The sequence below is a fragment of the Streptomyces sp. NPDC048623 genome, assembly GCF_040650755.1.
GTDB lineage: Bacteria > Actinomycetota > Actinomycetes > Streptomycetales > Streptomycetaceae > Streptomyces.
Genome location: NZ_JBEZHV010000005.1, coordinates 325,387 through 338,281, shown reverse-complemented (window position 1 = coordinate 338,281; position 12,895 = coordinate 325,387). Strand labels below are relative to the sequence as shown.

Sequence of the window (12,895 nt, the reverse complement as noted above, 5' to 3'; positions counted from 1 at the left end):
TACCGGCCGGGCTCAGTTCTGATGCGCCTCGTAGTGGGCGACCGCGTCGGCGGTGCGCCCGGCGCCGTACACCCGGAGGAACTCTGCCAGCTCGGGGTGGACCGGCGCGAGCGAGTCGGCGGCCTCGATGATGTCGCCGGCCGCGGCCACGGAGCGCAGCAGGGACTGGATCTCGCGCACCACCCGGCGCACGGTGGGCGCGCCGCTGCTGGAGGTGGTCTGGCTGTTGGCGGTGAGGACCGAGCCGCCCTGGGACTTCTTGATCTCGTCCATCCGGTCGGTGGCCTCGGCGGCGCTGACGCTGCCGTCGGCGACCTGGCCGGCGAGCTCCTGGAGGGCCTGGACACGCTGGACGACGGCGGGATTGCCGATCTTGGCCCGCTGACCGCTCATCAGCTGGGAGAGCATGGGCGCCGAGAGCCCGAGCACGGCCGCCAGCCTGGCCTGGTTCAGTCCGAGATCGTCGATCAGCCGACGGAAGAGCGCCCCCAACGGCTCCCCGTACCAACTGCGCTGAAGCTCCCGGGCTCTGGCCGTGGCTTCCTGCTGCGCTGTATCCATTACTACTTCTCCCCATCCCTTGGGTTCACCACTGCGAACCCCGGTCAGCATCTTACGGAGAGTGGTCGTCCACGGGGAGTCCCAATCCTTTTGCGGGATACGGGGGGTCACCCGGTACTCTGGTCTCGCTCCGGGGCCTTAGCTCAGTTGGTAGAGCGCTGTCTTTGCATGGCAGATGTCAGGGGTTCGACTCCCCTAGGCTCCACCGGAAGTAAGCCCCTCTGACCTGCGGAAACGCAGGCAGAGGGGCTTTGTCGTGCCCGGTCGTCGCCGACCCTTGAAGTGGCCCACCGCGGCAGGCCCGAAATGGACCGGGAGCTCTGGGCCACTGACCCCTAGGTTCAGGGGTATGACGACGACGCGGAGCACGGAGAGCACGGAGAGCACGGGGAATCCGGGGCGCGAGGGGCGCACGGGCCGGGCGGGGCGCGGGGAGCCGGCCGGGCACACGGGGCACGAGGGGAGCGCGCGGGAGGCGGCGCACGCCGGGGCGCGGGTGCGGCGGAGGCTGCTTGTCGCCCAGTTCGGCAACTCGGTCGGCGACGGCGCCTTCTACACGGCCTCGGCGCTCTACTTCTCCCTGATCGTCGGGCTCTCCGCCGCGCAGATCGGTGCCGGGCTCGCCGTCGCCTGGGGCATCGGCTCGCTCGCCGGGGTGCCGCTCGGGCATCTCGCCGACCGGCGCGGGCCGCGCGGCAGCGCCGTACTCCTCGCCGTGGCGACCGCGGTGGCGGTCGCCGCCTTCCTCTTCATCCGCTCCTTCGTGCCCTTCCTGCTCGCCGCCGTCCTGTACGCCACGGCGCAGAGCGGTCTCGCCGCCGCCCGGCAGGCCCTGCTCGCCGGGCTCGTCGAGGCGGACGCCCGGGTCGGCATGCTGGCCCGGCTCCAGGCCACGCTCAACGCCGGGCTCGCCATCGGCGCCGCGCTCGGCGGACTCGCCATCGCCTCCGGCACCCGCACCGCCTATCTCGCGGTCTTCGGACTCGACGCGCTCGGCTTCCTCTTCTGCGCCCTCGTCCTCCACGGCCTCCCCGCGGTGCCGGGCAGCCCGGCCGGCGGCACCGGCGAGCCGCGCCTCGTCGTCCTGCGGGACCGCCCGTACGCGCTCCTCACCCTGCTCAACGCACTGCTGCTGCTCCGGCTCCCGCTGCTCAGCCTGGCGCTCCCGCTGTGGATCGTGGAGCGGACCACCGCGCCCGGCTGGACGGTCTCGGCGCTCTGGATCCTCAACACCGGCGCGGTGATGCTCTTCCAGGTGCGGGCCGCGCGCTCGGTGACCGGGCTGTCCGGGGCGAGCCGGGCGGTGCGCCGCTCCAGCGTCGTGATGTTCGGCTCGTGCGCGGTGTTCGCGGTGACCGCCGCCTCCTTCGGCACCTGGCTCACGGTCGCGGTCCTGGTCCTCGGCGCGGTGCTCCAGGTGATCGCCGAGATGCGCCACTCCGCGGGCTCCTGGGAGATCGGCTTCGCGCTCGCCCCGGCCGACCGGATCGGCCAGTACCAGGGCTTCTACGGGACGGGCGTGCCGGTCGCGAGGACCCTCGGGCCGCTGCTCGTCACCACCCTGCTCATCGGCGGGGGCGCGGCCGGCTGGCTGCTCCTGGGCGCGGTCTTCCTGGCGGCGGGCCTGGCCACGGGCCCCGCGGTGCGCTGGGCGGAGCGGTCGAGGGCGGCAGCCTGATCCGTACGCCTCACCGACTCCGTACGCCTCACTGACCCGTACGAGTGGTGTTCATCGGAAGAACTGCGCGGCGGCTGCGTGCCTCCGGACATCCCGGAGTCGCGTCCCCATCATGAGCAATGTACGAAAAGCGCGCAATCCGAAATGAACCATCCGAGAACAGCCGAAATCTCCGCGAGGCTCGCGAACCGCGCGGAACCCTCGGCCCTCGGGACTCGACATCACGAAAGTGAGGGGTCATGGCCACCGCCAAGGTCAAGCAGTTCTGGACCGCCTTCGTCTCCGTCCTCTTCGCCCTGCTCGCCTCCCTCGGTCTCGCGACGCCCGCCGGCGCCGCCACCGCGCAGCCCGCCCTCGCCCAGGGCGACGAGCCCGCCCTCGCCGGCGGCGCCGAGGCCCGCGCGGAGCGCGCCGCCGTCCCGCTGCCCGCCCAGCGAACGGCACCCCACTGGCACCTCGCGCAGGGCCGCGCCCTGCCGCCCACCATCAAGCAGCGCATCGGCGCCGAGGCGCACGGTTCCTCCCCCGCCGTCCGGCACCTGCCGGTGGACGGCGGCGACGCGGCCGACGCCCAGGGGCTCGGCTCGGCCGGCCTCTCCGGCCTGGCGCTCGCCGCCCGTGCCGCGTAGGGCGCGGCGGGAACCTCCGCCGCGCCCCTTCGCCCGTACCGGCCGCAGTTCCCGCCCGTACCGGCACCGGCTCCTGCCCGTACCGGCACCTGCTCTCGCCCGTACCGGCTCCTGCTCGTACCAGCTCCGCCTCTCGCCCGTACCGGCCGGCGATCAGCGACGGTCCTCGTCCTGACCCGCGGCCTTCTCCCCGGCCTTCTCGGCCGCCACCTCGTCGTCAGGCGACGTCCCGGTCTCCTCGTCCACCTCGGTGGGAGCGGGCGGCTCGACCAGCCAGTCGGGGTTGGCCTGCTTGTCCCACCACTTCCAGGCGACGACCGCGCCGCCGACCAGAAGCCCGAGGACCACAAGGCCCTTGGCGAGACGTCCGCACCTGGCGCGACGCTCGTGCTTCCTCATGATCTTCTCGATGTCCCTCGGCGTCACCTGACCGCGCAGCGCGGCCCAGGCGGCAGTCGAACGCGACCCGGCCTCCTCCAGGACGGGACCGGTCGCGGCGACCGCGTGCTCGACACGCGGAACGGTGTAGTCGGCCGCCTGACGGGCGGCCTTGCGGGTCACGGCCGCAGCGCGCTGCGCGGCCTCGTCGACCCGCGGCGGCACGTGCGGTGCGACGAGCGAGTCGTACTGCGTACGGGCCTGGACACGGGCCTGCGACGCGGCCTTGGAGACCTTCGGCGCGAGCCAGTCGCGCGTCTCCACCGCGTAGTGCGCGGCCTGGTCCCGGGCCGTTTCGGCGTACGGCGCCACCACTTCCGCGGCGTGCAGCACGCTCTCCTTCGCCGAACCTGTCGCGGCGCGCACGCTCTCCATGCGGGTCACGGGATTCCTCCTCCTCGGGTGGCGATGTCGGTTTTTCACCTTTCCATCCTTTTCGGCATCATGCCCGCCGTGCCGCGCTCCGGCATGCGGGGCGGGCATCCGGGGCATGCGGCCGTGCGAGGATGCGCACGAACCTGTAGTGCCCGGAGTGGCGGAGGAAGGCAGAACGTGGCCGAGCAGCTGTACGCGACCCTGAGAACCAGCATGGGCGACATCGAGATCCGGCTGCTGCCGTTCCACGCCCCGAAGACGGTGCGGAACTTCACCGAGCTGGCCCGCGGCGAGCGCGAGTGGACCCACCCGGCGACCGGTGCGGTCTCGACGGCCCCGCTCTACGACGGCACGGTCTTCCACCGGGTGATCAAGGGCTTCATGATCCAGGGCGGCGACCCGCTCGGCAACGGCATGGGCGGCCCCGGCTACGAGTTCGCCGACGAGTTCCACCCGGAGCTCTTCTTCGACCGTCCGTACCTGCTGGCGATGGCCAACGCCGGCCCCGGCACCAACGGCTCGCAGTTCTTCATCACGGTCGGCGCGACGACCTGGCTCAACCGCAAGCACACGATCTTCGGCGAGGTCGCCGGCGCGGCGAGCAAGAAGGTCGTGGACGCGATCGCCGCCGTCGAGACCAACCCGCGCACCGAGCGCCCGGTCGAGGACGTCGTGATCGAGACCGTCGTGATCGAGAGCCGCTGACCGGTCCTGCTGACCGGTCCTGCTGACCGGTCCGGCTGACCGGCCCGGGCTGACCGGCCCCCCGGGCCCGTCCCAGGAACCTTTTCGCCCCGCCCGTCCGTATGGAGGGCGGGGCGACGTGCTGACCGAGCTCGCCGCCCGCAGACCCGTCCGTCCTCGGAGGACCCTGATGCACTGCTACCGACACCCGGACGTCGAGACCGGCATCCGCTGCACCCGCTGCGAGAAGCCGATCTGCCCGCAGTGCATGGTGTCCGCCTCCGTCGGCTTCCAGTGCCCCGACTGCGTCCGCAACGGCTCCGGCACCGGCCACGCGCCGGACGCCAACACGCCGCGGACGGTCGCGGGCGGCCGGGTGACGGCGGACGGCCGGTTCGTCACCAAGATCCTGATCCTGGTCAACCTGGGGCTCTTCATCGCGGTGCAGGCGGCCGGCACCCGGCTCGTGGACGAGCTGGACATGATCGGGCACGCCTACAACCCGCTGCTCGGCGAGGTCGTCGGGGTCGCGGACGGCGAGTGGTACCGGCTGATCACCTCGACCTTCCTGCACCAGGAGGCGGCGCACTTCGTCTTCAACATGCTGGGTCTGTGGGTGATCGGCGGGATCGTCGAGCCGGAGCTCGGCCGTATCCGCTACGCGGCGCTGTGTCTGGTCTCCGGACTCTCGGGTTCCGCGCTCGTCTATCTCTTCGCCCCGGAGAACCAGGGCGCGCTGGGCGCCTCCGGCATCGTCTTCGGCCTGATCGGCGCGTGGGTGGTGCTCGCCCGGCGGCACCACTACGACATGCGGCCGGTGCTGCTCTTCGTGGCGATCTCGCTGGTCTTCACCTTCGCCCGGCCCGGGGTCTCCTGGCAGGCGCACGTCGGCGGGCTGATCGGGGGCGCGCTGTTGACGTACGCCTTCGTGCACGCGCCGCGGGCCCGCCGGGCCCTGGTGCAGTACGGGGCCTTCGGGGCGCTGCTGCTGATCGATCTGCTGATCATCCTGGGCCGGACCGCCGCGCTCACCTGAGCGGGGAGGGCTGTGGACGAGCTCCGCGAAAAGCTTTCCCCAGAGTTATCCACAGTGTGTGGCGACTTTCTCACACCCCTCCGGGCATGACGGCGCCCCCTGGCTCTGACCTGGTCTTACGTGGCAGAGGCAGGGGGCGAAGTGCTCCCGTACAGGCGTTCTCGCGGTCGTACCGGCGTCAACACCGTGTGAGTTATCCACAGATCTTCGTAAGTTATCCAGTGCTGTGCACAACACTGTGGATAACTCAGGGCAGAGCTTCCGGTGCTCGGCCCGGCGCTCTGTCCGGCGCTGTTTCCGCGGCTACTTCCACTGCGTGGAGACACCGAAGCCGGCGGCGATGAAACCGAAGCCGACGACGATGTTCCAGTTGCTGATGGACTTGAGCGGCAGCGTGCCGTCGGTGACGTAGAAGACGACGATCCACACCAGACCGATCGCGAACAGCGCCAGCATCACCGGTGCCACCCAGCTGCGGTTGGTCAGCTTGATCGACGCCGTCTGCTTCGAGGCGGGCGGCGGCGTGTAGTCGGCCTTCTTGCGGATCCGTGACTTCGGCACGAGGAACTCTCCTGTCGATGCGCTGCGTGACCGCGCAGTGAACTGGGGCGGGTGCCGGGACCGTACGGAGCGGACCTGACCGTGACCACGGATGTGTCACAGCGGACCGCTGCCGCCGCCGGGCGTCCGTTAGCGTAGTGGTTCCGCGGCACCGAAGGGGATCAGGGTACGTTGAGCAATTCCGCCGAGACTCCCGCTGGGCCGGGCCGAAGCCTCAGGTGGCGGCCGGTCCGGGTGCTCACCGCTGCCGTTTTCGCCCTCGCCGGGCTGATCTTCGTGACCAGCTTCATCACCGCCAAGGGCACCAATCTGCGCACCGACGCCTCCCTCCTCAGGCTCTCCGACCTGATCGAGGAGCGCAGCCACAAGAACGCGGGACTCGACGAGTCCGCCGCCGCCCTGCGCAGCCGGGTCGACGCCCTCGCCGCCCGCGACGACGGCTCCACCAAGGCCCAGGACGAGCGCCTGCGCGCCCTGGAGGCCGCCGCCGGCACCACCGGGGTCTCGGGCACCGGCCTCACCGTCACCCTCGACGACGCCCCGCCGAACGCCCAGGCCGCCCCCGGCTACCCCGAGCCGCAGGCCAACGACCTGGTCATCCACCAGCAGGACCTCCAGGCCGTCGTCAACGCGCTGTGGGCGGGCGGCGCCGAGGGCATCAAGGTCATGGACCAGCGGCTGATCTCCACCAGCGCCGTCCGCTGCGTCGGCAACACCCTGATCCTCCAGGGCCGCGTCTACTCCCCGCCCTACAAGATCACCGCCGTCGGTGACCGCGACCGCCTCGAGAAGGCCCTCGCCGACTCCCCGGCGCTCCAGAACTACCAGCTGTACGTGAAGGCCTACGGCCTCGGCTGGAAGGTCGACGAGCACAAGGCGGTGACTCTTCCCGGCTACTCCGGCACAGTGGACCTCCACTACGCGAAGCCGGTGAGCTGACCGGGCCGGTGAGCTGACCGGGGGGGAGCCGGGTGCGGTGACGACGGTGCGACTGCTCGTACGGACCCTCAGCGAGCTGTGCATCACCGCCGGCACCCTGATCGTGCTCTTCGTGGTGTACGTCCTGTACTGGACCGGAATCCAGGCGGACGGCGCCACGGCGGGCCAGGTCGACACCCTTCAGCAGGCGTGGGCGGACCGCCCGGTCGAGCCGGACGTCGCGCCTGGCGCGCCGGGCGCGACGCCCGCCCCCCGCCCGTACACCGCCGGCGAGGGCATCGCCGTCATGTACGTGCCCCGGCTCGGCGCGGACTGGGAGTGGCCGGTCCTGGAGGGCACCGGGACGGGGATCCTCAAGAAGGGCCTCGGGCACTACGCCGGCACCGCCCGGCTCGGCGCGACCGGCAACTTCTCCGTGGCCGGCCACCGGCGCACGTACGGAGATCCGTTCAAGGACTTCCCCCGGCTGCGCCCCGGCGACGCGGTCGTCCTCACCGACGGGACGACCTGGTACACGTACCGGATCGACCGCGAGCCGTACCGCACCGTGCCCACCGACACCGGCGTCGTCGACCCCGTCCCCCGGCCCCTGAGGAAGGGCGCCGCGGGCTTCACCGGGCCGGGCCGCTATCTCACCCTCACCACCTGCGACCCCGAGTGGGGCAGCAGCCACCGGCTGATCGTCTGGGCGCACCTGGACGCCACCCGGCCGGTCTCGGCCGGTCGTCCACAGGCTTTGGACAGCCGTCCACAGGCTTTGGGCGGTTGACCCCCGACCGCGCCGCCGACCCGTACTCTGGTCCCCGTAACGAACGGAAGGGGCGGCGGACGTCATGTACGGATGGGTCTGGCGGCATCTGCCGGGCAACGCCTGGGTGAAGGCGCTGATCTCGGTCGTGCTGGTGCTCGCGGTCGTCTACGTCCTCTTCCAGTACGTGTTCCCCTGGGCGGAGCCGCTGCTTCCGTTCAACGATGTGACGGTGGACGGCCAGTGAGCGCGCGAATTCTCGTCGTCGACAACTACGACAGCTTCGTCTTCAACCTCGTGCAGTACCTGTACCAGCTCGGCGCCGAGTGCGAGGTGCTCCGCAACGACGAGGTGGAGCTCTCCCACGCCCAGGACGGCTTCGACGGCGTGCTGCTCTCGCCGGGCCCCGGCGCGCCCGAGCAGGCGGGCGTGTGCATCGACATGGTGCGCCACTGCGCCGCGACCGGCGTGCCGGTCTTCGGCGTCTGCCTCGGCATGCAGTCGATGGCCGTGGCGTACGGCGGGGTCGTCGACCGGGCGCCCGAGCTGCTGCACGGCAAGACCTCCCTCGTACGCCACGAGGGCAAGGGCGTCTTCGCCGGACTGCCCTCGCCGTTCACCGCGACCCGCTACCACTCGCTGGCCGCCGAGCCCGCCGCCCTGCCGGACGAGCTCGAGGTCACCGCGCGCACCGAGGACGGCATCATCATGGGGCTGCGGCACCGTGAACTGCCCGTCGAGGGCGTGCAGTTCCACCCCGAGTCGGTGCTCACCGAACACGGGCACCTGATGCTCGCCAACTGGCTGGAGCAGTGCGGCGACACGGGCGCGGTCGCGCGGTCGGAAGGACTCGCGCCGGTGGTGGGCAAGGCCGTCGCGTGACCGCCGGGTCGCCGTGGTTCCGGGCGACGAACCTGTCGGAGGAACCGGAGCCCGGGACCGGTCAGGGAGCGGTACCCGGCGGGCCGGTACCCGCGCCCGGAGGCGCCGCCCCCGGAGCCGTACCGCCGCCGCAGGCACCGCAGCAGGCACCGCGGCAGCCGTACGAGCCGCAGACGGCCGTCTACGAGCGTCACGAGCCGATACCGGGCCCGGAGGCCTACGGGGCCGCGTACGGCGCCCAGGGCGCGCCTCAGGCGCCCCACGAGCAGCGGATGCCCCAGGAGCCGTACCGCGCGGACCAGGGGGCGTACGAGGGCGCCTACGGCGCCGGGCACGGCAGCGGCTACGGGGACGGCTCGTACGCCGCCACGCCCGCCTACGAGCCCGCCGGGTACGAGGCGCCGGTGGCCGGTGACCCGGTCGCCGTCGACGTACCGGAGCCCGGGTACGAGCCGGAGCCCGAACTTCCGGAGGATGACGGGACGATGGCGCTGCGGACCGTCGAGGAGCCGGGCGCTCTCCGGCCCGCTCCCGAGCCCCTCCCCGGCCCCGGGCGGGCCGAGCGCCGCCGGGCCGCCCGGCGCAAGGGGCGGGGCGGCGCTGCCGCCGCTGAGCCGGAGCCGACCGCCGCCACCACCGCGGAACCCGGCCGTCCGCTGTCCCGGGTCGAGGCCCGCCGGGCCGCCCGCGCCGCCAAGGACAGCCTCGGTGTCGTCCTCAGCCGGGTCGTCGGCGAACTCTTCATCACCTTCGGCGTGGTGATGCTGCTCTTCGTCACCTACCAGCTGTGGTGGACCAACGTCCGCGCCGGCCAGGAGACCGACCGGGCCAAGCAGGACATCGAGAACTCCTTCAACCAGGACGACAGGACGGCGCCCGGAGCGTTCGAGCCCGGCAAGGGCTTCGCCATCATGTACATCCCCAAGCTGGACGTCGTCGTCCCCATCGCCGAGGGCATCAGCAAGACCAAGGTCCTCGACAAGGGCATGGTCGGCCACTACGGCGAGGGTGAGCTGAAGACCGCCATGCCGGCCGACAAGCAGGGCAACTTCGCCGTCGCCGGCCACCGCAACACCCACGGAGAGCCGTTCCGCTACATCAACCAGCTGAAGCCCGGCGACCCGATCGTCGTGGAGACCCGGGACGCCTACTACACGTACGAGATGGCGAGCATCCTCCCGCAGACCTCGCCGTCCAACGTCTCGGTCATCGAACCGGTGCCGCAGGGCTCCGGCTTCAAGGGCCCCGGCCGCTACATCACGCTGACCACCTGCACGCCCGAGTTCACCAGCACGTACCGCATGATCGTGTGGGGGAAGCTCGTCGAGGAACGCCCGCGCGACAAGGGAAAGCCGGAAGCGCTCGTAGGCTGAGCCCCCACCATCGACACCACCATCTTCGGAATCTTCGGAACGGGACGACCCTGTGGCACGAGCGCGCAACCGGATCGCCGGGATCATCAGCGTCTTCGGTGAACTCCTCATCACCGCGGGCCTCGTCCTCGGCCTCTTCGTCGTCTACTCGCTGTGGTGGACCAACGTCCTCGCCGACCGGGCCGCCGGCAAGGAGGGCGACCAGGTCCGCGAGCACTGGGCCGCCGACCCCGGCCCCGGCGCGCTCGACACCAAGGACGGCATCGGCTTCCTCCACGTGCCGGCCATGGGCGACGGCGAGGTGCTCGTGAAGAAGGGCACCGACAGCGAGATCCTCAACGGCGGCGTCGCCGGCTACTACACCGCGCCGGTCAAGTCCGCGCTCCCGCAGGACAAGCAGGGCAACTTCACGCTCGCCGCGCACCGCGACGGCCACGGCGCGAAGTTCCACAACATCCACAAGCTGAAGACGGGCGACGCGATCGTCTTCGAGTCCAAGGACACCTGGTACGTCTACAAGGTCTACAAGACCCTTCCGGAGACCACGAAGTACGACGTGGACGTCCTCCAGCCCGTTCCCAAGGAGTCCGGCAAGGCCAAGCCTGGCCGCTACATCACCCTGACGACCTGCACCCCGATGTACACCTCGGACTACCGCTTCATCGTGTGGGGCGAGCTGGCGCGCACGGAGAAGGTCGACGCGCAGCGCACGCCGCCGGCCGAACTGCGCTGAACCAAACCGCTTCCCGAACGACGAAAGTGGGACCCGCCCTCCTGGGCGGGTCCCACTTTCGTCGTGCCTGTCTCCTACGGGCGCCGGCTAGCCGAAGAAGCCGCCGCCGTTCTTCTCGGTCTTCACGTTGACCACCTGGTTCGGCTGGCCGGGCGTGCCCGGCAGCGGGTCCTGCTGCCGAATGCGGGCGTCACCATCGGCGGAGCCCTCCACGTTGCCCAGCTGGTAGCCGCTCGCGGCGAGCGTCGCGCGGGCCTCGTCGAGGGTCTGGCCGATGACGAGCGGGACCGGCTGCTGTGTCGGCTGCTGCGGGCCCTTGGAGACGCGCAGCTTCACCTCGGAGCCCTCGGCGGCCTTCTCGTTGCCGTTCGGGGTCTGGCCGAGCACCTGGTCCTTCGGCTGGTCGGAATCGACGTACTCCGTCACCACGACGAATCCGAGCGCCTTCAGCTGCTGATCGGCCTGCGTCAGCGGGTTGCCGACCACCGGCGGGACGATCTTCATCGCCTGCTTGGAGACGGTGATGGTCACCGTGGAGTTCTTCTCCGCCTTCGAGCCGCCCGTGGGGTCCTGGCTCAGGACCTGGCCCGGGTCCTCGTCGGACTCCTTCTGCTGCACGACGACCTTGAAGCCCTTGCCCTTCAGGGTCTCCTCGGCGCGGGCCTGGGACTGCTCGACGACGTCCGGGACCTCGATCTGCGGCGCGCCCTCGGAGACGATCACGTTGACCGTGGCGCCGGTGTCCATCTTCGCCACGCCGTCGGACGCCGGGTTCTGCGAGCAGATCATGCCCTTCGGCTGGTCGCAGCGCTCGGTGCCGGACTGGGCGACCTTGACCTGCGAGTTCGTCGCGAGGTCCTTGGCCTCATCGAAGGACTTCCCGACGAAGGACGGGACAAGCACCTGCTGGGGCTTGTCGTTGCCGCTCATCAGCGACTGGCCGATGAGGATCGCGCCGATCAGGACCAGGACGCCGGCGACGGCGAGCAGGATGGTCGAGGTGTTCGACTTCTTCTGGCGGTTCTGGCGGCGGCCGCCGGGGCGGTCGTCGTAGCCGTATCCGCCGTCGTCCGGGTTCATCGGCGGCAGCATCGTGGTCTGGCCGGCCGGGTCGGCCTGGCGCAGCGCCGTCGTCGGCTGGTCCTCCGGCGCGTATCCGCCGCCGTAGCCCGCGCCGTAGCCGACCGCGCCCATCGCGGCGGTCGCCGCGACCGGCTGGCCGTCCAGGCACGCCTCGATGTCCGCGCGCATCTCGTCGGCGGACTGGTAGCGGTAGTCGGGGTCCTTGACCAGTGCCTTCAGGACGATCGCGTCCATCTCGGGCGTGATCTCGGGGTCGAAGACGCTCGGCGGCTGCGGCTCCTCGCGCACATGCTGGTACGCGACGGCGACCGGTGAGTCGCCGATGAACGGCGGCCGCACGGTCAGCAGCTCGTACAGCAGACAGCCGGTGGAGTACAGGTCGGAGCGGGCGTCGACCTGCTCGCCCTTGGCCTGCTCCGGGGAGAGGTACTGCGCCGTGCCGATCACCGCGGCGGTCTGCGTCATGGTCATGCCCGCGTCGCCCATGGCGCGCGCGATGCCGAAGTCCATGACCTTGACCTGACCGGTGCGCGTCAGCATGACGTTCGCCGGCTTGATGTCACGGTGCACGATGCCGGCGCGGTGCGAGTACTCCAGGGCCTGGAGGATGCCCACGGTCATCTCCAGCGTGCGCTCGGGCAGCAGCTTGCGCCCGGAGTGCAGCAGCTCACGCAGGGTCGACCCGTCGACGTACTCCATCACGATGTACGGGATGGAGACCCCGTCGACGTAGTCCTCGCCGGTGTCGTAGACCGCGACGATCGCCGGATGGTTCAGCGAGGCGGCGGACTGGGCTTCGCGGCGGAACCGGGCCTGGAAGGACGGGTCACGGGCGAGATCGGCCCGCAGCGTCTTCACGGCGACGGTGCGGCCGAGCCGGGTGTCGTGCGCGAGGTACACCTCGGCCATGCCACCACGGCCGAGCACCGAGCCCAGCTCGTACCGGCCGCCGAGGCGACGCGGCTCTTCCATAGCTTCTCCAGCCCTCTCCGTCTGTCCCGACCGCACCCGTGTGTGGTCCGGCGGTGTGTGCTGTTCGCGCATACGCTACCGGCCGAGAGGAGGCGCTTCCTCCGCCGACCGCCACCTGATACCCGACCGGTACACGGCGGGGGCCAGGTAGTGCACCGGTCGCCTGCGGAATCGGGGTCCGGCCGTGGCGTCGCTCACTGTGC

Annotated in this window: 14 protein-coding genes and 1 tRNA gene; 11 read left to right on the top strand and 4 right to left on the bottom strand. The window is 71.2% G+C overall.

Features of this window, described 5'->3' with window-relative positions; genetic code table 11:
• Positions 1-12 precede the first annotated feature (12 nt).
• Entirely contained in the window at positions 13-561 is a 549-nt protein-coding gene (locus tag AB0C73_RS10495; RefSeq protein WP_362527119.1) for a DNA-binding protein, read from the bottom strand.
• A 132-nt stretch (positions 562-693) separates the two neighbouring features.
• Between AB0C73_RS10495 and AB0C73_RS10490 the strand changes: the two genes are divergently transcribed.
• The 3 genes from AB0C73_RS10490 to AB0C73_RS10480 all read left to right on the top strand — a co-directional run bounded on the left by AB0C73_RS10490 (position 694) and on the right by AB0C73_RS10480 (position 2,868).
• Positions 694-766: transfer RNA gene (locus tag AB0C73_RS10490), tRNA-Ala, on the top strand.
• Positions 767-910: 144 nt separating this feature from the next.
• Positions 911-2,239 carry an MFS transporter gene (locus AB0C73_RS10485; RefSeq protein ID WP_362527116.1) on the top strand — a complete coding sequence of 443 codons (1,329 nt, stop codon included), beginning with the start codon at positions 911-913 and terminating at the stop codon, positions 2,237-2,239.
• A gap of 239 nt (positions 2,240-2,478) precedes the next feature.
• Positions 2,479-2,868, top strand: a complete 390-nt coding sequence (locus AB0C73_RS10480) for a DUF6344 domain-containing protein (RefSeq protein ID WP_362527113.1) — start codon at positions 2,479-2,481, stop codon at positions 2,866-2,868.
• 153 nt (positions 2,869-3,021) lie between these two features.
• Here AB0C73_RS10480 and AB0C73_RS10475 read toward each other — a convergent pair whose 3' ends face one another.
• On the bottom strand, positions 3,022-3,690 hold the full coding sequence (locus tag AB0C73_RS10475; RefSeq protein ID WP_362527111.1) for a DUF5324 family protein: 669 nt from the start codon (positions 3,688-3,690) through the stop codon (positions 3,022-3,024).
• Between the two features lie 168 nt (positions 3,691-3,858).
• Between AB0C73_RS10475 and AB0C73_RS10470 the strand changes: the two genes are divergently transcribed.
• Both AB0C73_RS10470 and AB0C73_RS10465 read left to right on the top strand, forming a co-directional pair.
• Entirely contained in the window at positions 3,859-4,386 is a 528-nt protein-coding gene (locus AB0C73_RS10470; protein ID WP_362527108.1) for a peptidylprolyl isomerase, read from the top strand.
• Positions 4,387-4,555: 169 nt separating this feature from the next.
• Positions 4,556-5,401: a rhomboid family intramembrane serine protease gene (locus AB0C73_RS10465; RefSeq protein ID WP_362527266.1), complete on the top strand. Its 846-nt coding sequence runs from the start codon at positions 4,556-4,558 to the stop codon at positions 5,399-5,401.
• Positions 5,402-5,704: 303 nt separating this feature from the next.
• On the opposite strand, the gene crgA is transcribed toward AB0C73_RS10465, so the two are convergent.
• Positions 5,705-5,962, bottom strand: a complete 258-nt coding sequence (crgA, locus tag AB0C73_RS10460; RefSeq protein WP_362527105.1) for a cell division protein CrgA — start codon at positions 5,960-5,962, stop codon at positions 5,705-5,707.
• 171 nt (positions 5,963-6,133) lie between these two features.
• Here crgA and AB0C73_RS10455 point away from each other — a divergent pair, with 171 nt between their 5' ends.
• The 6 genes from AB0C73_RS10455 to AB0C73_RS10430 all read left to right on the top strand — a co-directional run bounded on the left by AB0C73_RS10455 (position 6,134) and on the right by AB0C73_RS10430 (position 10,637).
• Complete coding sequence (locus AB0C73_RS10455; RefSeq protein ID WP_362527103.1) at positions 6,134-6,901, top strand: DUF881 domain-containing protein; 768 nt, start codon at positions 6,134-6,136, stop codon at positions 6,899-6,901.
• 46 nt (positions 6,902-6,947) lie between these two features.
• Positions 6,948-7,670, top strand: coding sequence for a class E sortase (locus AB0C73_RS10450; RefSeq protein ID WP_362527264.1), 723 nt, complete (start codon positions 6,948-6,950; stop codon positions 7,668-7,670).
• 64 nt (positions 7,671-7,734) lie between these two features.
• On the top strand, positions 7,735-7,896 hold the full coding sequence (locus AB0C73_RS10445) for a hypothetical protein (protein ID WP_362527100.1): 162 nt from the start codon (positions 7,735-7,737) through the stop codon (positions 7,894-7,896).
• Complete coding sequence (locus tag AB0C73_RS10440) at positions 7,893-8,531, top strand: aminodeoxychorismate/anthranilate synthase component II (protein WP_362527097.1); 639 nt, start codon at positions 7,893-7,895, stop codon at positions 8,529-8,531. The genes AB0C73_RS10445 and AB0C73_RS10440 overlap by 4 nt, the downstream gene beginning before the upstream one ends.
• Entirely contained in the window at positions 8,528-9,904 is a 1,377-nt protein-coding gene (locus AB0C73_RS10435) for a class E sortase (RefSeq protein ID WP_362527094.1), read from the top strand. The genes AB0C73_RS10440 and AB0C73_RS10435 overlap by 4 nt, the downstream gene beginning before the upstream one ends.
• 52 nt (positions 9,905-9,956) lie before the next feature.
• Positions 9,957-10,637, top strand: coding sequence for a class E sortase (locus tag AB0C73_RS10430; protein ID WP_362527092.1), 681 nt, complete (start codon positions 9,957-9,959; stop codon positions 10,635-10,637).
• 87 nt (positions 10,638-10,724) lie between these two features.
• Here AB0C73_RS10430 and pknB read toward each other — a convergent pair whose 3' ends face one another.
• The gene (pknB, locus tag AB0C73_RS10425; protein WP_362527090.1) at positions 10,725-12,692 is read right to left on the bottom strand and encodes a Stk1 family PASTA domain-containing Ser/Thr kinase; all 1,968 of its coding nucleotides are present in this window, start codon (positions 12,690-12,692) and stop codon (positions 10,725-10,727) included.
• Positions 12,693-12,895 lie beyond the last annotated feature (203 nt).